The organism is Microcystis sp. LEGE 00066 (genome assembly GCF_015207925.1).
In the GTDB taxonomy this organism is placed as follows: domain Bacteria; phylum Cyanobacteriota; class Cyanobacteriia; order Cyanobacteriales; family Microcystaceae; genus Microcystis; species Microcystis ichthyoblabe_A.
Genome location: NZ_JADEVX010000013.1, coordinates 13,351 through 36,501 on the forward strand (window position 1 = coordinate 13,351; position 23,151 = coordinate 36,501).

At 37.2% G+C, this 23,151-nt stretch carries 14 protein-coding genes; 1 reads left to right on the plus strand and 13 read right to left on the minus strand.

The genetic code is table 11. The features are described from left to right. Positions 1 to 24: 24 nt before the first annotated feature. A complete protein-coding gene (gene nuoH, locus IQ224_RS03455; protein WP_002734266.1) occupies positions 25 to 1,143 on the minus strand; it encodes an NADH-quinone oxidoreductase subunit NuoH in 1,119 nt (372 codons plus the stop codon). A gap of 552 nt (positions 1,144 to 1,695) precedes the next feature. Continuing rightward, positions 1,696 to 2,283, minus strand: coding sequence for an orotate phosphoribosyltransferase (gene pyrE / locus IQ224_RS03460; protein ID WP_194032553.1), 588 nt, complete (start codon positions 2,281 to 2,283; stop codon positions 1,696 to 1,698). A 156-nt stretch (positions 2,284 to 2,439) separates the two neighbouring features. Here pyrE and IQ224_RS03465 point away from each other — a divergent pair, with 156 nt between their 5' ends. Then, on the plus strand, positions 2,440 to 2,892 hold the full coding sequence (locus tag IQ224_RS03465) for a porin (protein ID WP_194032554.1): 453 nt from the start codon (positions 2,440 to 2,442) through the stop codon (positions 2,890 to 2,892). A 13-nt stretch (positions 2,893 to 2,905) separates the two neighbouring features. Here the strand turns inward: IQ224_RS03465 and IQ224_RS03470 are convergent, their stop codons facing one another. From IQ224_RS03470 to IQ224_RS03520, 11 genes are all read right to left on the minus strand, one after another. Further along, complete coding sequence (locus IQ224_RS03470; RefSeq protein ID WP_194032555.1) at positions 2,906 to 4,900, minus strand: ABC transporter ATP-binding protein/permease; 1,995 nt, start codon at positions 4,898 to 4,900, stop codon at positions 2,906 to 2,908. A 172-nt stretch (positions 4,901 to 5,072) separates the two neighbouring features. Beyond that, entirely contained in the window at positions 5,073 to 5,681 is a 609-nt protein-coding gene (locus tag IQ224_RS03475; protein ID WP_061432414.1) for a DapH/DapD/GlmU-related protein, read from the minus strand. Positions 5,682 to 5,745: 64 nt separating this feature from the next. After that, positions 5,746 to 10,218: a non-ribosomal peptide synthetase gene (locus IQ224_RS03480; protein WP_194032556.1), complete on the minus strand. Its 4,473-nt coding sequence runs from the start codon at positions 10,216 to 10,218 to the stop codon at positions 5,746 to 5,748. Between the two features lie 84 nt (positions 10,219 to 10,302). Beyond that, a complete protein-coding gene (locus IQ224_RS03485; protein WP_194032557.1) occupies positions 10,303 to 11,079 on the minus strand; it encodes an SDR family NAD(P)-dependent oxidoreductase in 777 nt (258 codons plus the stop codon). 55 nt (positions 11,080 to 11,134) lie between these two features. Beyond that, positions 11,135 to 14,413: a non-ribosomal peptide synthetase gene (locus IQ224_RS03490; RefSeq protein ID WP_194032558.1), complete on the minus strand. Its 3,279-nt coding sequence runs from the start codon at positions 14,411 to 14,413 to the stop codon at positions 11,135 to 11,137. A 99-nt stretch (positions 14,414 to 14,512) separates the two neighbouring features. Continuing rightward, complete coding sequence (locus IQ224_RS03495; protein ID WP_228036076.1) at positions 14,513 to 14,728, minus strand: hypothetical protein; 216 nt, start codon at positions 14,726 to 14,728, stop codon at positions 14,513 to 14,515. 193 nt (positions 14,729 to 14,921) lie between these two features. After that, the gene (locus IQ224_RS03500) at positions 14,922 to 15,722 is read right to left on the minus strand and encodes an SDR family oxidoreductase (protein WP_194032560.1); all 801 of its coding nucleotides are present in this window, start codon (positions 15,720 to 15,722) and stop codon (positions 14,922 to 14,924) included. A 48-nt stretch (positions 15,723 to 15,770) separates the two neighbouring features. Then, positions 15,771 to 16,397, minus strand: coding sequence for a cupin domain-containing protein (locus IQ224_RS03505; protein ID WP_002794053.1), 627 nt, complete (start codon positions 16,395 to 16,397; stop codon positions 15,771 to 15,773). Between the two features lie 96 nt (positions 16,398 to 16,493). Continuing rightward, on the minus strand, positions 16,494 to 17,126 hold the full coding sequence (locus IQ224_RS03510; protein WP_194032561.1) for a LysR family transcriptional regulator: 633 nt from the start codon (positions 17,124 to 17,126) through the stop codon (positions 16,494 to 16,496). Beyond that, the gene (gene fni / locus IQ224_RS03515) at positions 17,120 to 18,163 is read right to left on the minus strand and encodes a type 2 isopentenyl-diphosphate Delta-isomerase (protein WP_193958765.1); all 1,044 of its coding nucleotides are present in this window, start codon (positions 18,161 to 18,163) and stop codon (positions 17,120 to 17,122) included. Before fni ends, IQ224_RS03510 begins: the two co-directional genes overlap by 7 nt. Before the next feature lie 39 nt (positions 18,164 to 18,202). Then, complete coding sequence (locus IQ224_RS03520) at positions 18,203 to 22,987, minus strand: non-ribosomal peptide synthetase (RefSeq protein ID WP_194032562.1); 4,785 nt, start codon at positions 22,985 to 22,987, stop codon at positions 18,203 to 18,205. Positions 22,988 to 23,151 lie beyond the last annotated feature (164 nt).

Below are 23,151 nucleotides of genomic sequence, written 5' to 3' on the forward strand. Positions count from 1 at the left end.
GGGTTAAAAGGGCAAAAACGGAAATTAACCGCCAAAAGCAAAGGGAAAAGCTAGTTTTAGGGCGGCGGTAAGTAGTAGGTTAACTAAAGATACCGGTAGGAGGAATTTCCAGCCTAAATCGAGTAATTGGTCAATGCGAACCCGGGGTACAGTCCAACGCAAGAGAATAGCGATGAAGATGAGAAAATAGGCTTTTAATACCGTCATCGTAATCCCTAGGGAAGCGGTGATAATTTGTAGCCAAGGATTGGTTTCACTAACTCCCAACCAGCCGGCCAAAGCATTGACGGGGATAGGAAATTCCCAACCGCCAAGATAGAGGACGGCGAAAACTAGGGCCGACAGCACGAGGTTAACGTAGGAACCCACATAAAAGAGAGCGAATTTCATCCCCGCGTATTCGGTTTGATAACCGGCGACTAATTCCTCCTCCGCTTCCGGTAAATCGAAAGGCAGACGTTCACACTCAGCTAAAGCGGCAATCCAGAAAATCAGAAACCCCACCGGTTGGCGCCAGATATTCCAGCCTAAAATGCCATAACCGGATTGTTGTTCGACAATATCAATGGTACTGAGACTATTAGACATCATCGCGATCGCTAATACCGATAAAGCCAAGGGAATTTCATAACTAATCGATTGCGCCGCGGCCCGCAGGCCTCCCAGCAAGGAATACTTATTATTCGAGGCATAACCCGCCATTAATAAACCAATGGGGGCAATACTGGACAAGGAAATCCATAAAAAGATACCTACGTTTAAGTCAGTAATCAGCAGATTTTGACCGAAGGGGACGATGAGATAGGAGACAAACACCGGCATCACCACCAAAATTGGCCCAAAGAGGAATAACCAAGGGTCAGCCTTAGCGGGGACGACATCTTCTTTAAAGACTAATTTCAGACCGTCGGCGACTGGTTGTAAAACGCCCAAGGGTCCCGCGTATTCGGGCCCGATACGCTGTTGGACGGCGGCGGAAATTTTTCTTTCTAACCAGACGCAGACTAAAACCCCCACCGTGGCGGCTATAATCATCAGGAACATGGGTAAAGGCATCCAAATCGCTTTAGCCAGTCCTCCACTTAATCCCAAGTCTGTTAGGGATTTAATGAAACTTTCTTGTAAATCTATGCCTTGATTCATATTTGGCGATCGCTGTACTGTCAATAGTTCGGCATGGTCTGAAGATTTTTAAGCAAATCTTATAGCCTAGTATACAGTTAGTCGGTCTGAGGGTTATCAGTAAAGTGACAAAGGCTTCAACTCATTAGCAGCCAAGAGAGTCAAGGAATCTTGATTCCCCCGCCGACAATAGGTATTAGTCAATAGTTAGACTCTGAATCTATCAATGTTCCTAGCTGTTTCTTCGGGACGAAAACCTCGGCTAGTTACCAATTATTCACAGGAAAAAAATCTAGTTAAGTAGCTGGTTATAATTAAATTAAAAATGGATTTTAGGTTCGATCCCCCCTGCCCCCCTTGATAAGGGGGGTGCCGATAGGCGGGGGGATCCCCCTTGATAAGGGGGGTTTCTGATAATTTTTAACGCCTACCTACTTAACTTATCGTTTAGGCAACGAAAGCAGCCCGCTTGAATCTGTCTTCCTCTTTGTGTTCTTTGTGCCTTTGTGGTTTATCCCCACAGCCAATCCGACTTTTAAAACCCAGTTATCGAGCGTTTCTCGCCAATCGCCGCTATTTATTGTGATAAGCCGCCTGTAGGTCCCGAATCGAAAACAAAGCTTGAAACTTTATTCCCTGAGATTGGTAAAATTCCGCCCCTCCTTGTTCTCTATCCACCAAAGCAATGATTAAATCTACTTGATAACCGGCATTGCGTAATCTTTCTACCGCTACCATGGCACTTTTACCCGTTGTCACCACATCTTCGAGGACAACTACCGCAGCCCCGGGGTTTAAAGTCGGCCCCTCGATATAAGCCATAGTACCGTGACCTTTTGCCTCTTTACGGACAATTAAGGCTGGAATAGGGCGATTTTCGTAGGCAGATACCACACTAACAGCACTGACAATCGGATCCGCTCCTAGGGTTAATCCTGCCACCGCTTGGGTATCTGGAGGCAGTAGAGACAGCAATAAACGCCCCACGGCTAAAGCTCCCTCCCCAGTGAGAGTAACTTGTTTACCGTTGATATAGTAGCTGCTTTTTTGTCCTGAGGACAGGGTGAAATCTCCCTCTCGATAGGCAAGACGGACAAGAGCATCGAGGAGAAATTGACGCAGGGAAGCAGTGTCAAGATTCGCTACCGAGGAATTAGCCATATTTTCAGGATTGGGAGACTGATTGACTCCAAAATTTCAGTTACAATTAAGCCAAATGTCATTATATATTGACTCGATCGCTAGTATTGATTTCTTTCTCATCCTACTTGAAGCAATTTTTTAATTAACCCTACCCCTGTGAGGAGATTTTTACCCATGCGCGCTAAGTTTTTACTTCCTCCCCTGTTTTGTTTAACCGGTTTAGTCTGGTTAAGTTCGCCTATTGCGATCGCACAAAATTCACCCGCCACCAATCCTGCACCGGTAAAAACCCAACAATTGCAACTTGTCCCCTCTCCCGATACGGCGGTGGGATTTAATAATATCCCTGGTTTGTTTAACCGCGCTGTTAATAACAATACGGGTCGTTTCTACGACTACACCAACATTTTAGGACAGTTAAACTCTCTTTTTGGTTGGCGTACTTTTATGCAAGGTTCCTATTTCGATAATCTGATTACTCGGGATGCCAAATTAACCGAAACTTTATACTATGATGTTATGCAACAGCAACAGTCTGGACCTTTAATTCGCACCCAAGATTTACCCAATCCCTTCGATACTTCCCTACAGGAAAATCCGAGTTATTTAAGTCCAGGCGGATTTTAATCCACCTGAGAAGCTAAACTCTCACCCATTTGGCAATATCAAGGGTTTTGTCATAACGATAGCTCATGCCATCATTGGCAACAATCGTTTGACCTCGACGGGCTTTGTTTTTGATCGTACTTAAGCTATAGTTGGTCAGTTTTTGCATTTCTTGATGGGTAAAATTGTCTTGATTGTTTATTTCAGAGACAATTTCTATCGTTTCATCAACGGTTTGCTCATTGTTGGTATGAGTTGCAATCGCTGCTGATGGATGATAGTCTGCCATGCTCATTAAACGCCAAGTAGAATCCTCGGAAAGTTCCAAAACCCTTTGATGGTAGTTAAACAAACTTTCTCGATGTCCGACACTGATAAAGGTCTTGCCAGTTTGTTGTAACTGTTTATATAAATGATCTTCATTTTTTAAATCTAAAGCACTGGTGGCTTCATCTAAAATCACAAAATCTGGCTGATTAACGAATAGTCGCGCAAAGGCTAGACGCTGTTGTTCTCCTAAAGATAAAATATTTTCCCAATCCACTTCCTCATCAAAATTTTTGATGCGATTAAGAACATCTTGTAGGTTAACTTCTTGTAAGATTTCTTTTAATTGGGATTCACTCATCTCCGTTGTCGTTTGAGGATAAATTAGCTGTTCGCGCAAGTTTCCTAAAATGATGTAAGGACGTTGGGGTAAAAATAATAAATCGTCGAGGGGAGGTCGCATCAAATGACCTGTACCTGTATTCCATAACCCAGAAATAGCGCGTAAAAGAGAACTTTTTCCTCGACCACTTGGACCAACAATTAATAAACCTTCCCCTGGTTCAACGGACAGGGATAAATGTTCGACAATCACTTTAGCAGCATCGGGAGTTTGTAAGGTGACATCCTCAAAAGTTAGATTGTTATTTTCAATGACTTTAATGGTATTAACTGGGTTGGTTTGTTTGCTTACATCCTCTAAAGCTTGGGAAAAATTTTCTAACCGTTCAATATAATTAATAAACGCACCAGAGCGTCCAAATTCATCGACTAACACAGATAAAGCTGTGGAAAAAAAATAGCAACAATAGCTAGCTTGATTAACTTGTCCAAACTCAATTTCACCACTAATATATAATGGGGAAACAATTAAAAAGGGGAAGATTTGAACCATGGATTCATAGCCGCGGTTAAAAAATTCTTGGTTTCTTTCCCAATTAATCCTTTCAATGATAATTTTAATCAACTGATTGAACTTCCTTTGAATAATATTTAACTCTTTTTCTTCCCCTCTAAAAAATGCAATTGATTCGGCGTGAGTCCGAACATGAGTAATGGCGTATTTATAGTTTCCTTCGGTTTCTAATTGTTGTTTACTGACTTTATTTAATTGTTGAGTAATATAGGTAGCAAGAATATTTCCAATAATCGTATAAACCAGAAGCACTATAGAAATGGTTTTAGAAATTGACCAAAGGATGACAATAAAAACCAGCATCTCCATGAGTTTTTCGACGCAGGTTGTTAAAAAGTCCATCGTTGTTCTGGTGATGGGTTGAATTTCTTGGGATAAACGTTGATCTGGATTTTCAATATCTCTTTGAAAATTGATTTGATAATAAGCACGATTTTTAAAATATTTTTGCAAGATACTACTATTGATCCATTGATACCAATCCAGCGCAATTAGTTTTTTAAGAAACTTGGACAATCCTCCGAAAAACGTCATGCTGCCTAGGGTAATCCCATAAATAATGACAAGATGAGTTAATTTTTCTACATCCCTAGCTTCTGTGAAGGTAATTAAGTCTCTAAAAACAAAACTATTAAACGCATTAAGACCTACTAATCCCACTAATAATAAAAACAATAAAACGAGCATTCCCCAGGAACGAATAATCTGCGAAAAAGCTCTATCCTGGTGTTCTTTCGGATACCAATAAGCTTGAATAAATCTTAAAAATTCTTGAAGAGATTGATTGAAAGTTTGGACATCTTCTTTGAGATTTATACTATCTGAGGTTTTTTCTGAAACATTCATAGGATTCTCCTTGATCTAAAATGGTGACATTATAACTTTGAATGTCTATCTCTTGAGTTAGACATTAATTCAGCATACCATAAAAATCTGCACTGTTATCAGAAGTTATATTATTACTATTTTCTGGATTTTCTACAGATCAGGAATGAATATTAACCGAATTGAATCAGATTCATAATCGTTTGATAATTTTGGCAGGATTACCTGCAACGATTGTAAAAGGTTCTACATCTTTTGTTACAACAGAACCTGCTCCAATAATTGCCCCTTTCCCAATCGTAACCCCTTTAAGAATCGCAACATTAAATCCAATCCAAACATGATCTTCTATCACCACGGGTGCAGATTGTATATCAACATCCTCAGCATCCTTAATCAGATTATTCAAAATGAGTACTTCCATAAATTCTTTCTGTCTTAAAACATAATTTAATGAATGAGCATCGGTATCATAAATACTGACATCATCGGAAATTATAACTTCGTTTCCAATTTTGATAGAAGTAGCTGATCTAATTCGAGTTCCTTCACCAATATAACAATTTCTCCCTATTTCTATTTTTCCACCATAAGGAAATATAGCTAATTCTCCGATAATTACTGTATTCTCTCCAATTTGAATTAGAGTTTTATCCTCCCTATAGTTTATACACTTTCCGATAAATTTGACGGAACTGTGAAATGTAGCATTGTCGGAAAGTTTTTTATGTTTTTCGATCCGTTCTTGTTCTTCTAAAAATTTTGAAATTAATAAATATAATTTATGTTTTAAGTTAAACATAAGATTGAACTCGTGGAATTCATGATCTGGATTTTTGAATTTAGAGGTGTGATAAAATCGACATTTATTGTGTTAAAAACCCACTTTTAGTAAAATATTCAAAATATTTTTTTAACAATTTGTGATCAATCGGGGGAAAATTAAAGGCCGTACCCTTTAACCCCATTACCGTATTTTGAGCATCAAACTGGGGGGGATAACCTGCGGATAAATTTTCATCTGAAAAATTATCTAACACCGCAGATAAAGCATTATCTGTATTAATTTTACATTGTTCTGTTAAATGCAATCGCCATTTTTCAAAAGAAACAAACTGCAACGGATAACCCATTTCCCGAACACAATCAAATAAGTCACGATTTAAGGTTGGGTGAGAATTCAACAAATGAAATGCTTTCCCTAAAGAGCTTTCTTGACTGGCTAAATGTACAATTGCACCACTGACATAATCCACAGGAGTGAGGTCTTCTGTACTATCGCCAAAATCAGGAATCATTCCTAATTGAATACAGCCTTTAATCATACGACAAAACAAATCTTCTCTATTACAAATTCCAGTTTTACTATGTCCAATAATTCGAGATGCTCTAAAAATTGTCATCGGAAGTCCCCGCTTTCGAGCTTCCATGATTAATTTTTCAGCGACCCATTTACTTTGAGTATAACCGGCATTGAGTCCATGATTCATACCCAAGGGATCAGATTCTTGAATTAAGTTTCCTTGAGCATAACTGGGGGAAAAAACAGAAATCGTCGAGACAAAATGAACAGGTTTAGTTTTAATTAAGCACGCTAATCTCAAGATTTCTTCTGTTCCTAAAACATTAGTGGGTTTCAGTATTGAATAGGGATAAATAGCATTCACCCAAGCTCCATTATGATAAATCACATCAATTTGATTGGCTAATTCCAGAAAATCAGGTTCACACATTCCTAAACGCTTTTGGGATAAATCACCAATAACAGGAATAATACGAGAGCTTTTCTGTTCATCCCATAATTGAAAGGTTTTTAATTTCTGGTAAATTTTGGCTTGAGCTTGTTCTAAACTTTTGTCTCGGATTAAACAATGAATATTAGCTTCGGTTTTGTCCAACAATTCAGCTAATAAATGAATTCCGAGAAAACCCGTAGCTCCTGTTAGCAAAATATCAGCAGGTTTTTCAGGAAAGGGAGCCACAAGATTCGGCGGTTGAATGGAGGTATCTAAGGTAATTTCGACTTGCCAATCTGGGATTTGCTCACTCTCAATTTTATCAGATAAATTCAAGTCTAAATTCGAGGATAATCCTGCTACCGTCGGTTCTGAAAAAAGATAGTTTAAAGGAATATTAATAGCTAATTGTTCTCGCAGTCGAGAAATCACTTGGGCAGCTTTTAAAGAATGGCCACCTAAGTCAAAGAAATTATCGAAAATACTAATTTGCTTTAACCCTAAAACATCTTGCCAAATCTCAGCAACAATTTTTTCTGTAGCTGTTCGGGGTGTAATCATCGTTTTTTGATCCCGAATTTCGGTGGGTGCGGGTAAAGCGTTACGATCAATTTTCCCACTGCTCATTAAGGGCAATTCTTGAAGCTGTACAAAGAAAGCTGGAATCATATAATCTGGTAATTTCTGTTTGAGAAAACTTCGCAATTTTGCAGGATCAATGGATGAGGATTTTGGCACAATATAAGCAACTAATTGTTTATTATTTGTTTGATCTTCTCTAACAATTACCGCCGTCCCTCGGACATCTGGGTATTCAGTTAATACGGCTTCAATTTCGCCAATTTCAATACGAAACCCTCGAATTTTGACTTGATTATCAATGCGTCCTAAAAACTTTATATTTCCATCGGGTAAATAACGAGCTAAATCTCCAGTTTTATAGAAACGTTGATATTCTGATGAATTAAAAGCATGAGTAATAAATTTTTCACGGGTTAAATCATCGCGATTGAGATAACCTTTGGCCAAACCTAAACCTCCAATTAACAGTTCTCCTGGTATTCCAATGGGGACTTGTTGACAATAGCGATCACAAATATAAACCTGTGTATTTGTAATCGGTTTACCAATAGCAACAGAATGAATTTGAGCAATTTTATGACTCAAATTGGGATTAAAAACCGTGGTAGTTATCGTCGCTTCTGTCGGACCATAAGCATTCAGCCAAGTGATATCTTCTCGTTGACTATTTGATAGTATTTTTTGCCATAATATTAATCGCTCTGGTAATACTTCTTCACTTCCTGTAATCACTAAGCGTAGGGTTTCAGGTAAAGTTATTAAAGTTTGAGATAAATCTAATACCCATTCATGCCAATAAGTAGCCGGAAGATTAATTACCGTTAAATGATTGTGCTGAATAAATTGAGTAAAATCAGCTAAAGAAGGGAACATTAATGCAGGACGCATGACTAAAGTTGCACCCGTTAAAAAGGTTGGATAAATTTCTTCAGCAGCTACATCAAAGGTAAAAGAAGCAAATTGTAAAATTCGATCACGACTTGTTAAATCATAGGCTTTAATAATTCCTAAGCTATGATTAACTAAACTTTGATGTTCAATCATAACCCCTTTAGGAGTGCCTGTTGAACCAGAAGTATAAATAATATAAGCTAAATTATTTGGCTGAATAGGGTTAACTAAATTGTTTTGGCTTTGACTAATAATTAAGTTTTCTTCAGTATCTAGACAAACCACTTCCGCTTGATGATCATGGAATAAATTAATCAGGGTATTTTGAGTGATTAATAGCAAGACTTGAGCATCATTTAAGATATAGTTTAAACGCTCTTGGGGATAATTGGGAGCTAGAACAAGATAAGCAGCACCGGTTTTAAGAATTGCCAAAAAACTGATAATAATAGATACAGATTGTTCTAAACAAATACCCACTAATGATTCAACTTTAACCCCATTAGATTGGAGATAATGAGCTAATTGATTGGCACGATAATTTAAGTCTTGATAGGTGATTTTTTCCCTGCCCCATTCTATTGCGATCCCATTTGGATTTTTTAAAACTTGATGTTCAAATAATTCATGAATACAAACCTTTGGATTTTCAGCAATATTAGTCTGATTCCATTGAGCTAATAACTTTTGTTCTGATAAAGGTAAAATAGGTAATAATTCAATCGATTGTTCAGGATTAACGGCAATTCCTTCTAATAAAGTTTTAAAGTGGGTAATCATGCGCTCAATTGTGTCTTGATTAAACAACGCGCAATTATAATCAAACGATCCAACTAAACCCTCAGTGGTTTCTTGCATGGCTAGGGTTAAATCAAATTGAGCAATTAAAGCATTCATCATAACGGGAGTTAATTTTAAATCCGCCATCGAAAAATGATTAATGTGCAGCATATCTTCCCAAGAAAACATCACTTGGAATAAAGGACTATAACTTATATTTCGTTCAGGATTTACCGCTTCTACCACCTTTTCTAAGGGTAAATCTTGATATTCATAAGCTTTTAAAACCACTTGTTTAACTTGATTTAATAAAGCTTGAAATGAGAGATTTTCTTTAAACTGAGTGCGAATGGGTAAGGTATTAACAAAGCAACCAATTAAGGGTTCAATTTCAGTAAACTGTCGGTTTCCACTGGGAATTCCAATCACGATATCTTCTTGACGGCTATAACGATATAATAAAATATTAAAAGCCGTTAACAGCGTCATATTCAAAGTAGCGGTTGATGTTTGGCTAATATTTTTCAGGTGTTGGCTTAATTCTGGACTTAGTTTAAATGTACAATTATTGCCTTTAAACGTTTGTATGGGAGGACGAGGATGATCAGTGGGAATTTCTAATAAGGGTGGAATTCCGGTTAATTGTTGTTGCCAATAATTAACTTCCTGGGTAAGTTTATCTCCTTGTAACTGTTGTCTTTGCCAAACGGCAAAATCACCATATTGAATAGGTAAATCGGGTAAAGGATTAGATTGTTTTTGTAAAAAAGCTTCATATAAACGAGAAAGTTCTTGAAGTAAAACCTTCATTGACCAGCCATCAAAAATAGAATGGTGTAAACTCAAAAATAAAAGATAAGAATCAGCTTTTAATTTAACCAAAAAAGTCCGCATTAAGGGAGCTTGGGTTAAGTCAAAGGGAGTATAAATTTCTTGTTCGGTTAATCGCTCTAATTCTTGGGTTTGTTCCGCAGAAGATAAAGACTGTAAATCCACTAAAGGCAAATTTAACTGAATTTTCGGTTTAATAATTTGTCGGGGAATTTCGTCAACTTCTTGAAAACAAGTTCGCAACAATTCATGACGTTGCATAATAGTTTCTAAAGCTTTTCTAAAGATATCAATATCCAAATTGCCGTCAATTTGAAAGCGAAACGGCATATTATAAGTATAGCCTTGAGCTTCTAATTGGTACAAAAACCAAAGTCGTTCTTGAGAAAAAGAAAGCGGTACAAGTTGAGATGGATTCCTAGGAGGTATTGTATTCGTTTTTACACCGATTCCTTTTTTTTGTAGTAACAGCTTGAGTAATTTCTGTTTGTCTTGAGAGTTATGGTTCATTTTTGACATGGGTTAATAGTATTTATTTAATTTAGTGATTTTAGGTTGGTTTAATGGATACAAATCAACCTAAAAATTGTTTAATTATTGATGCTAAATAGCAGTATAACCTCCATCTACCATTAAAATTGCTCCAGTGACATAAGAGGAAGCTGCGGACGCTAAAAACACGACAGGGCCAATTAACTCTTCTAAATCTCCGGTTCGTTTCATGGGAATTCTAGTATATAATTCGTCCATTTCATCGGAAGTTGAACGTAAACCTTCTGTTCCTTCCATCATATTATTCATATACCCCGGTGCAAAAGCATTGACTCGAATTTTGTGACTAGCTAATTCGACCGCTAGGGATTTTACTAATTGATTGACACCACCTTTTGCGGCGCTATATGCTCCTGAAGATTTGGGAACAGCAACGAAAGCACAGATAGAAGAATTCATAATAATTGATCCCTTTGTTCCTTGTTTGATCATTTGTTTGGTTGCTAGTTGAGCGCAATTAAAATAACCTTTTAAGTCAACATTAATAACCTGATCCCATTCAAATTCCTCTAATTCATCAGTGTTTTTGAGAATTTCAACCCCTGCATTACAGACCATAATATCGAGTTGACCATAATTAGCAACCGCCTGGTTAATTAAATTCTGACAAGCTTGACGTTGACGAACATCGGTCTGGATTGCGATGGCCTCGCCTCCTGCTTCTTGAATCAGTTGAACCGTTTGTTCAGCACCAACTTGATTAATATCACCAATTACTACCTTAGCTCCAGCTTGTGCTAATCCTTGCGCTAATACCCGACCAATTCCTCGGGCAGCACCCGTGATAATTGCCACTCTACCTGTTAAATCAAAGAGATGATTTGTCATTTTTTTCCTTCAGTTTAAATCAATGTCCATTATAGAAAGTTTAAGTCATTTAGGTTCAGCTTTGAGATAGTAAAGCTTGAACTTCTTCTGGTGAAAGTTTAGAAATTTCTTGAACTGTTACGGCAATTTCATTTAGTAACCCTTCATTCCCCACTAATTCAATCATGACTTGAGTTAATTGGCCGATGGTTGAGTGATTAAAAAGTTGACGCACAGAAATTTCAATTTCTAAGGTTTGACGGATTTTACTAATCAGTTGAATCGCTTTTAAAGAATGCCCACCTAACAGAAAGAAATCGTCTTCAATCCCAACTCGTTCGACTTCTAAAATTTCTGCCCAAATTCCTGCTAAAACTTCTTCAATTGCAGTTCGAGGAGCGACATAATTTTGAGTTAACGATAAGGGGTTTTTATCGGGTATTGGTAAGACTTTTCGATCAACTTTACCGTTAGGACTGAGTTGAAAAGATTCCATCACCACAAAAGCAGAGGGAATCATATAATCGGGTAGCCAGTTTTCAAGGAAATGACGTAATTCAACTTGGTTTACGGTTTCACCTGGACGGGGAATAAAATAAGCGGCTAAATATTTTTCTCTGGCGGTTTCTCCCTGAACTGTAGCAATGGCTTGGGCAATTTGAGGATGTTGATTTAAAATAGTTTCTACTTCCCCTAATTCAATTCTATAACCTCTAACTTTCACCACATCATCAATTCTTCCTAAATATTCAATGTCTCCATTGGGTAAATAACGAGCTAAATCTCCAGTTTTATACAACAATGAATTATCGCTAAAGGGATTAGCAATAAATTTTTCTTGGGTTAATTGGGGATTGTTGAAATAACCCCGCGCTAAACCGCCACCCGCAACATATAGCTCCCCAGTCACTCCGATAGGTACGGGTTGAAGATGGGAATTTAAAATATAAACTTGCACATTAATTGCAGGTTTACCAATGGGAATATACTTCGGCCAAAGGTCAGGATTAGGGTCAAAGGTATAACTGGTAACGATATCCGCTTCTGTGGGTCCATAATAATTGTAAAGGGTACAATGTTCGAGTTTTTTGAATACAGAAATCATCGTTGGAGTAATTTGTAATTGCTCTCCAGCTGAAATAATTTCACGCAAGTTAGCAAATAAGTAGGTTTCCTCACTATAGGTTTCAATTAATTGTTGTAACAAAGTAACGGGCAAAATCGCTTTATGAATGGGGTTATTTGCCAACAATTGACTTAATTTAGCAAGGTCTAAGCGAGAATCTTCTGGAATAATAAATAAGCTTCCCCCTAAACACAACGCGGCAAAGATTTCGTGATAGCTGACATCGAAATTAAAGGGAGCAAATTGTAAGAAATTCCTTTCGGATGACATTTTTACTTGATGATGCTCAATAATATTCGTTAAGGATTGATGCAGGATCATAATCCCTTTAGGTACACCCGTAGAGCCTGAACTGTAAATAATATAGGCCAAATCCTTTAAACTCACGGGGTTGTCAAGATTAGTCTTGGGTCCTAAGGCAATTTCTGACCCTTGTTTATCCAATAAAATCCGTTGAGAAATGGTTTCACTGTTTAAGAGTAACTGACAATCTTTTTGGGTTAAGAGGGTTTTCAGTTGGGTATCTTGCAGGATGTAAGAAAGTCTTTCTTGAGGATAGGTTGGATATAGGGGAACACAAACGCCGCCTACTTTTAACACCGCTAAAACGGCAATTACCATATTAACAGACCTTTCTAAACACATCCCCACTAAAGATTGAGAACTCACCCCAATTTTTTGTAAATAATGAGCCAATTGATTAGCAGATTCATTCAGTTCTTGGTAGGTTAATTGTTGCTCTTGAAAAACAACGGCAATGGCTGAAGGATTTTTGAGAGTTTGTTGCTCAAATAATTGATGAACGCAGTGTTTTAGAGGCTTTTGGGGTGCAGTTTGATTCCATTCAATTAATAATAATTGACCTTCAGCTTCCGTTAATAAAGTTAAGTCTTGAATCCGACTATGGGGATTAATGGCGATTCCTTCTAATAAGGTTTTAAAATGACCTAACATCGGTTCAATGGTGTCATTTTCAAATCGTTCTTGAGGATAAATAATTTTAATACTTAAGGCTTCTCCAGGGGTGACAATAACCGTTAAGGGGTAATCAGCATTGCCATAATCTTGCATTTCACCGACTTGTAAACCGCCTAAATTCTCACTATCATTTTCGCTAAAGGGTAAATTTTCAAAGACAACAAAACTTTCAAAAACTGAATGAGGGGAGGGAATTTCACTCCATTTTTGAATATCAATTAGAGAACTATAACTATATTGCTCTCGTTCTAAATGCTCTTGTTGTAATTGTTGAAACCAAGTTAATAATTCAAGTTGAGACTCAATTTGGATGCGAACGGGTAAGGTATTTAAAAACATCCCCACCATCGATTCAATCCCAGTAAAATTGGGCGGTCGTCCCGAAACGGTTGCCCCAAATACAATATCAGATTCACTACTATAATGATGCAATAATAAAGCCCAAGCTCCTTGAATTAGGGTAGAAAGAGTAAGGCGATATTCTTGGGCGAGTAATTTCAGACGACTGGTAATTTCTGGAGAAAGTTTTGATTTTTGATCAAGATAATTTTTACTTTGAGTAACAAGAGGATTTAACGGTTTATCAATGACTAATGGAGTTGGAGAGGTAAAACCTTGAAGATTTTGTTGCCAAAAGCGTTCGGACTGAGTTTGCTCTTGCTGTTGTACCCAATTAATATAGTCTTGGTAAGGGCGAGGTGTCGGTAAATTGACGGGTCGATAGTTGATGAGTCCAGCGTAAAACTCGAAAACTTCTTTCAACAGAATTGCTGTTGACCAACCATCTAATAAAATATGATGTCCAGTATGGATAAATTCATATTTTTGATCTTCGACTTGAATTAAATGACATCGAATTAAGGGGACTTTATCTAATTCAAAATATTGCTCTTTATCAGAGGTTAACAATTCCTGAAATTTAGTTTCTTGTTCGGCGGGAGAATGCGATCGCCAATCTTGATTAAACCAAGGCAAAGTGACATTTTTTCTAACCACTTGCAGAGGCTGTTTGGTTTTTTTCCAAGCAAAACAAGTCCGTAAAACACTATGTCTATCTACTACTTTTTGCCAAGCTTGTTGGAACGCATTAATATCTAAATTGCCTTGCAAGGTGATTTGAATTTGTGATAAATACGTCTTTAATTCTGGATTATATAAAGAATGAAATAGCATCCCCTGCTGCATGGGAGAAAGGGGATAAATGGATTCAATATCTTTTTTACTAACCTTAGATTGTTGAGGTGTTACCATTATTTTTACCAATAGATTAAATAAAAATGTGCGTGAGTTTCTTGAATCAAATTTAGAACGAATTACCTTTAAGGCTCTTCTAGGTTCTGTGTGATAAGTTTAACTTACAATATGATCGATCAATCTTTGTGTCCTCTGTGTCTCTGTGGTTCCTTCCACCCCCTCGCTAGTAGGATTAATTTTATCCCAAATTTTGGCAACAATTTCTGGGTTTAAATTATGAACATGATACACCGCTTTTCCTGCAGAAGTTTTTTTAATAGCAAGATAAGGATTAGCAGAACCAACTTTACCCATTTGATAAACTAGGATCAACGAAGGTTGTTGAAGCTCCTGTTTAAATTTGCGTTGCAGCCTCCAAATGTTAACATTATTAATAATACCGAAAAAATGGGAAAGTTACGAGTATCTTTAGTCGGATAATAGGGAACAAATTTGTCTAACATTTTAGATTTAGATTGGCTATTCATGACCCTTGTGGTTGTTGATTTTTACTTGATGGATAAGTTTAAAATGCTGACGAGGATAAACCCCCATCGAGGGGAATAGTAATTCCCGTTATATAACTCGCACATTCTGAAGCTAAAAATACAACGAGATTAGCAAATTCTTCAGTCGTACCAATTCGATTCATGGGAATTGTTTTAAGAATTCTTTCTCGGATTAAATCTGGGGTCGTTCCCTCCTTTTTGGCATAAATTTCTAAATATTCTCGATGTCTAGGGGTGTCAATAACGCCGGGGTTAACACTATTAATTAAAACATTATAGGGGGCGGTTTGTCTAGCTACTGATTTGGTAAAATTCATTAAAGCTGCATTGACAACACCAGATTTAACTAAACGAGGGGATGGCTCTTTTCCCGATGTGCCAATGATATTAACAATTCTTCCCCAATGTTGTTTTTTCATAATTGGTAATACTAAATTGGTTAAGCGAATATAACCCATTAATTTTCCTTGAAAAACGTTTAACCAATCTTCATCGGAAAGGTTTTCAATTAAATTTTCAGCAAAGTTAGCTCCTTCAGAATTATTGACTAAAATGTCAATTTTGCCGTATTGATTTAAAGAGTCCTGTATTAATTGTTCAGAATCTTGAGCTTGATGGACATCAGCCACTAAACGCAGAATTTGTTGGGCAGGATAAGCTTGAGCCAGAGATTGATAAGCTTGTTCTAAGCGTTGGGAATTGCGACCACAAATAATTAAGTGACAGCCTTCTTCTGCTAATTTTTCAGCAATGGTAAACCCAATTCCCGTACTACTTCCCGTAATCAAAGCCACTTTATCTTTTAATCCTAAATCCATAAACTTTGTCCTAGCATTTTGAGGTTAAACTAAAAATTTTAAAACGAACTAAATTAAAATTTTAATCAAATTAATATCTTGTTTCGATGAATTATATCCCTTTTTTAAAACTTTTGAAGGAGCATAATAAATTTGACCATATTCTAAAAACTGTCCTTCATTTTCTATGGAGATTTCTAATTTTCCATTCAAAATAAATCCGATTTCTTCTTGCTCACCTTGATGTGGGGGAATGGAATAACCAGAAGGGATTTTCATCATGACAATTTCAAACCAAGAACCTTTAACAGATTGACAAGGTAAATGAGTGATTTTATCTTGGTTGTTGGATAGTGTTAATAAAACATCTTCTGACGGTAAAGCAGAGGTAATCCGTTTAAGATCAAATCCAATCATCGGTTCTGATAAAGGATTAAAAGCACCATGAGGAATATTGCCATCAGCTATATAAACATCTTGCAAAGGTCTTAAGGGTTTAATCAAATCTTTAATATACAGTTCTAGTTCTGCTGAGAATACCATGCCAATTTGACTTTCAGGATGTTGGTGGGATTCAAGTTTAGCATTAGGAGCTATAACGTATAATTGAAAAATGGTATCTTGGCATTGAAAAACCTCTAATTCTACATGAGGATTGAGTTTAAGAGGATCGGGAATTGGGAAAAATTCAGACATGATTTTAGGGTACAGGTTCAAAATGAAATTGAGAGGTTAAACTTCAATTATTTTTATGTGATGAAGGCAACTATTTTGAGCGGATAGGAAGCTTTTTTAGGTATGCACAGGTAAATAAATACCTTGAATCATGGTGTTTTTCTTTTTGTGAAATAAAGACCAACTCATCTCAATTTTACCATATTGTGAAATAAATTCTAAATCATGTTCTCGGAGGGCATTTTCATTGGTAATGGCTAAATCTGCCAACCCCTGTTTAACTTGAATAGCGGCAACACTGGTAGAATTCACAAATTTGATTTTAATCTTGTTTTGATTCAGGTCGCTAGGTAATAAATAGGGAAGTAAAGGAAGAGGAGCGGGATGAGTAACCAGGGTACAATTTTCTACGACAATTTCTTCATTTTTTCGCTTGGCTAATCCGTAAACGGGTGTGGGATAGGTGAAGATAAAACCTAGTTTAAAACTCGGTTCCATGTAGAAATCATTAATTCTTTCATAGGCATGGGGTACTAACGCCAAATCTATCTGATTGTCGAGTAAAGATTCTTTTAAATCTGTAAAGCTATCAAATAAATGACCATTAACCGAAATCTGTTGTAATTTCCATTGAGAAATTAGATAATTTAAGGTTTGTTCGCTGCTGGTTTCTTTGGGACCCAAAGTGCCAACGCTTAAAGTTTTGACATCAAGCTGGGGATAATACAATTCCATTGAAAACTTTAACATGGTTTTAAGGCTCCTGAATGTTTAAGGGCGGATAAATTAGGATTTCCGGTACAAAATAAAACAATTTCAAGTTCAGCAATTAAAAATTTTACTAACTCATCAACGGCGGCTTCTGATTCAATCGCTCCTACCAGAAACGGTCGAGCTAACCCTCCTAAATCGGCTCCTAGAGCGATAGATTTGGCAATATCTAAGCCATTTTTTAAGCCACCAGAAGCAATTAAAGGAATGGTTGAATTCATAGACCGAATGGCAGTAATACATTCAGCCGTAGGCAAACCCCAATCGGCAAAAACTTGTCCGAGATGCCTTTGTCTGTTGTCTTTGGCTCTTTGGCTTTCGACTTTGGCCCAGGACGTGCCTCCGGCCCCCGCCACATCAATCGCGGCGACTCCGGCTTCAATTAATTGTTTGGCCATCACCGCAGAGACGCCATTTCCGACTTCTTTGGCGATGACGGGAACGGGCAATTGAGCGCAAATTTGCTGAATTTTAGCGAGTAACCCTTTAAAATTAGAATCGCCTCGCGATTGCACCCATTCTTGTAAAGGATTGAGATGCAGAATTAAGGCATCAGCTTCTAATAATTCCACCAATTTTAAACAGTCTTCTAAACCGCAGCCGTAATTTAACTGTACAGCCCCTAAATTCGCTAACAGGAGAATATCTGGCGCCAGAGAACGGACTGCAAAGGTCGGCGCTAATTCCGGTTGTTCGAGTGCAATGCGTTGAGAACCCACCCCCATCGCTAAACCATAACGTTGAGCGACCGTTGCCAATCGAGTATTGACTAAATGAGCTAATTCTGTTCCTCCGGTCATGGAAGAGATGAGAATTGGAGCTTTTAAAGATTTCCCCAAAAAGGTTGTCCCCAGTTCAATATCGCTACGGTCAAGTTCAGGAAGACAACAATGGGTAAAACGATATTTTTCTAAACCGCTTGTAAGTTGTTGAAATTCTACATCTTCTTCGATACAAACTCGCAGATGTTCGCTTTTACGATTTTCAATTTCACTGGGAAGATTAGGTGATGGCATAGTTGTTATCAAGCAGGAGGGTTAAACATTAAATTGAGTTTAAAAATCGAGTTCTGAAAGCAGTTCATCTAGTTCTACCTGATTAAGATCCGCATCGGGAAAATCCGATGGAGTATAGCCTCCTTCTGCTGATAAACAATGGTTAATCAGGCTTTCTAAAGAATCTCGATAAGCAGCAGCTAAATTTTTGATCGTTGTTTGATGATGAAAATTCTCACTATATTGCCATTCTATATCAAGTTGCCCATCAACCACAATTCCATGAATCGCAATTAAATGGGAACGTTGTCCCAAAGGACTATGAATGGAACCACTGGACTCTTGAGATAATTTCCAGCCTATCTCGCCGATTTGATGGCTGGTAAATTGACCTAAATAATTAAAGCTGACTTGAGCTTTTGGATAGTTTTTTAACGGGGATTGAATTGTTAAATCTGAGTTGAGATAATATCCAATTCCATAATCAAATCCTCGATTCGGAATTTGTCGTAATTGCTCTTTAATGGACTTGAGACACTCCCCCGGATGGTGAAGATTTTCTAAGGTCAAAAAGACGGGGAAAATACTGGTAAACCAACCCACAGTTCGAGATAAATTCACGGATTCAATTACATTCTCTCTTCCATGACCTTCCATGTCAAGCAAAAGCTTATAATTTCCTGTCCAACGGCCAAAAGCTTGGACTAAAGCGGTCAATAGAATATCATTAATTTGGGTGTTATAAGCTTGCGGAACCTCCTGTAAGAGTAAGCGGGTTTGTTCTTCGGTTAAGGTGAAAGAGACCGTTTTTGCATGGGCAACAATGTTGGACTGAGCTTCACCTTGACAGTCCAAAGGAAGAGGAGAAATTGAGGGAAAATCACGGTTTAGCCAATACTTGAATTGAGCGTGAAATTCTGGGGTTTTAGCATAGTTTTGCAGTTCCTCAGCCCAAGTTTTAAAAGAACTGGTTTTAGGAGGAAGTTGCAGAGGCTTTTGGGTTTCTAATTGGTGGTAAATCGTAACGAAATCTTCGAGGATAATCCGCCAAGAAATTCCATCTACTGCTAAATGATGAATGATAATTAACATTTTTCCCCTCTCACCCAAAGCGAAGAAACCCACCGCTATTAAGGGGCCTTCCTCTAAATTCAGTACCCGTTGTTGAACCTCAGAAATTTCTGCCATCTTGGTCAATTGTTCATGGTAAGATAGATGGGATAAATCCACCTTTTCAAAAGCAAAATTATTGCAATCATCGCTGTGATTTTGTTGCCATTGTTCTCCTTTTTGAACAAACCTTAACCGCAGCGCGTCATGGTGATAGAGTATTTTAGAAATAGTTTGTTTTAATAAATCTGGTTGTAGATTATTGGGAACTTCTAACAAGATAGATTGATTAAAGTGATGACGTTCGGGCCAGTTTTGTTCAAAAAACCATTTTTGAATCGGTGTTAATGGGACTTCACCTGTAACTAATCCCTGGTCAATTTCAGTGATAGCAGTTGTCTGAGCTACGGTGGCTAATTGAGCGATAGTTTGATGACTAAATAATTGTTTAGGAGTAATTTGTAATCCCGCTTGATTAGCTTTAGCGACAATTTGAATGGCGATAATTGAATCGCCTCCTAATTCAAAGAAATTCTCATTAATACTAATTTGATTTTGCCCTAAAACTTCCTGCCAAATTTGGGCTAAAATTGTTTCTTTCTCGTTACTAGGAAGAAGATAATTTTCTAATTCATCAACATCAATTTCTGGTCTAGGTAAAACACTGCGATCAATTTTTCCATTCTGATTAAGAGTAAAAGCATCTAAGAAAATCAAGAAAGCAGGAATCATATAATTGGGAAGCTTTTCTTGGAGAAAAATTCGTAATTCTGGCTGAGTGAGTTGTTTATCTTTCGGAACAACATAAGCATACAAACGCTTGATTCCAAGTAGATCTTCTCTGGCGATAACAATTCCATCTTTGACATGAGGATGCTGAAATAAAACGGCTTCTATCTCGCCTAATTCAATTCTAAAACCTCTGATTTTTACCTGATGATCAATCCGTCCAATAAATTCAATATTCCCATCGGCTAAATAGCGTACTATATCACCTGTTTTATACAGACGTGCTGACGAATCTTGACTAAAAGGATTGGGAATAAATTTTTGTTCAGTTAAGTCAGGACGATTGAGATAACAACGGGCTAAACCATCACCACCAATATGCAATTCGCCTTTAACACCAATAGGAACAGGTTGCAAATAGGGATCAAGAATATAAATTTCTGTATTAGCTAAAGGACGACCAATTGGAATAGTTGTAGCTTCTGAAGGAATATTTTTAATTAAATACCAAGAGGTAAAAGTTGTGCTTTCTGTTGGCCCATAAACATGAAGTAAATTTTGAGCGGTTCCTTTATTAAGGGATTCTTTGACCCATTGAGGATCAACTGCTTCGCCACCAAAAAGTAAATATCTTAAGCTTTGAAAAGCATGGGGAATAGTCTGAACTAACTGATTAAATAACGCTGTCGTTAAGAATAAAATAGTAATTTGATATTTTTGGAGAAAATGAACAAATTTTTCAGGAGAAAGAACTATATCTTTATCTACTCCTATTAACTGTGCGCCATGTATCAGCGCCCCCCAAATTTCAAAAGTAGCGGCATCAAAAGAAGGATTAGAAACCTGAGCCATTCTATCAGTTGGTTTTAAATATATATAGTTAGTATTACAGACTAAACGAGTCACTCCTCGATGGGGAATAGCAACTCCTTTAGGTTTACCTGTAGAACCTGAAGTATAGATGACGTAGGCTAAATTCTCAGCGTTAACATGACTGAGAGGATTCTGTTTACTTTGTTGTTTAATTGGGTCTTCATCTTGTTCTAAACAAATCAATTGATTGACTGTTGTTGGTAGTTTTTTGATGAGGTGCTGTTGCGTTAATAAAATTTTGATTTCAGCATCATTTATGATAGATTCAAGTCGTTCTTCGGGATAGCTTGTGTCCAGTGGTACATAAGCTCCTCCAGCTTTTAAGATTCCTAAAAATCCAATAATCATTAAGGGTAATCGCTCGACACAAATCCCAATTAATTGATCTGGTTTAACCCCTAATTTTTGTAAATAACGGGCAATCTGATTGGCTTTTTGATTTAACTGTTCATAGGTGAGGGATTTTTCTCTATCGATGACCGCTATAGCATCAGGTGTTTTAACAACCTGTTCTTCAAATAACTGATGAATACAGTAATGATCAGGATAAGACGTTTGAGTTTGATTCCATTCTACTAATAATTGCTGTTTTTCCGATTCAGTCAGTAACGGTAATTCCCCGATGGTTTGCTGAGGATTGGCTACAATCCCCTTTAATAAAGTTTGGAAATGACCCACCATGCGGGTAATTCTTTCAGGGGTAAATAGGTCGCTATCATATTCCCAAAAACCTTCTAAATAAGCTCCTTTTTCGGTTTCGATTTCTTCTAAAACTAAGCTGAGATCAAATTTAATTCTCTGGTTTTCAACAGCTAGATATTGAGCTTTTAAATTGGGTAATTCTAAAGCATTGAGGGGGGCATTTTGCAGCGCAAACATTACCTGAAATAAGGGATTATAACTTAAACTTCGTTCGATTTCTAACCCATCAACCACTTGCTCAAAGGGGACATCTTGATTGGCATAAGCTTCTAAAACAACATGGCGAGCTTGCTGTAATAATCCCGAAAAAGTCGGATTTCCTTCTAGGGAATTCCGCAGCACTAAAGTATTGACAAAAAAACCAATCAAAGGTTCAATTTCTTGTCGGTTTCGGTTGGCGGTGGGTGTCCCGATTAAAATATCATCTTGGCCACTATAACGGAAGAGTAAAGTGTTTAAAGCAGCCAGTAAGGTCATAAATAAGGTTCCCCCCGACTTTTGGCTCAAAAGTTTCAGTTTTTCTGTGAGTTCTGAGTCAATTTGAAACGAGATACTATGACCTCGAAAATTGGCAGTAGCTGGACGGGGTTTATCGGTTGGAAGTTCTAATAAAGGAGGAGCGCCCGTTAATTGTTTTTTCCAATAATTTAACTGATTTTCTAAGATTTCACCTTGTAACCATTGTCTTTGCCATACCGCAAAATCCGCATATTGTATAGGTAATTCGGGTAAATCTACGGTTGAATTGCATAAAAATGCTTGATAAAATTCAGATAATTCTTTAAATAAAATGCCCTTTGACCAACCATCGATAATAATATGATGGAAAACGTTAACTAAAATATAATTTTCATACCCCAGATCAAACAAAGTACATCGTAATAGGGGAGCTTGAGTTAAATCAAAGGGTTTTTGTAGTTCTTCAATAATCTGTTTGTCAATTTGCTCTTGGGGGATATCTTTTAAATTAACAACTAATAATTTAATCTTCAGAGATGGAGCAATTTTTTGAATAGGTTTTCCTTCAACCATTGGAAAGCTTGTGCGTAAGCTCTCATGGCGTTGAATAATAGCATTAATCGTTTGCTCTAAAATATCAATGTTTAAGCGTCCCGTTAAACGGATGGTTAGAGCTTCATTATAAGCCGAATTTTGCTGATCCATCTGATAGAGAAACCACATTCTCTGTTGAGCAAAAGATAGGGGTAAATCTTCAGTTCTGGCAACGGTATTAATGACCGATTCAAGGGGTTTAGATGGTGTTGTTGCGCTTCTTAAAAAAGTGAGAATTTCTGGTTTTCTTGTCCCGATTTCTTGCTTAATTTCTGGTGTCATCGCTCCCTGGGGAGCTTGATATTTTAACTTTTCTTCCTCAAGCCAAAGCTTGATGTCTAAACTATTTAAGTAAGATAAAAATTCTGCGACTTTCATTAATAGTATCCTTTTCCTTGATTGATGTTCTGGTATTTTTGGAATGGGGGTGATGTTTGGCTAATTTCAGTAGCCCTAACTTGAGCTACTGTTAGAGATATAATCAACGGTTCTCATAAATTTAAATACCCTCAAAGACTAAACACTATTGCACAAATAAAGGT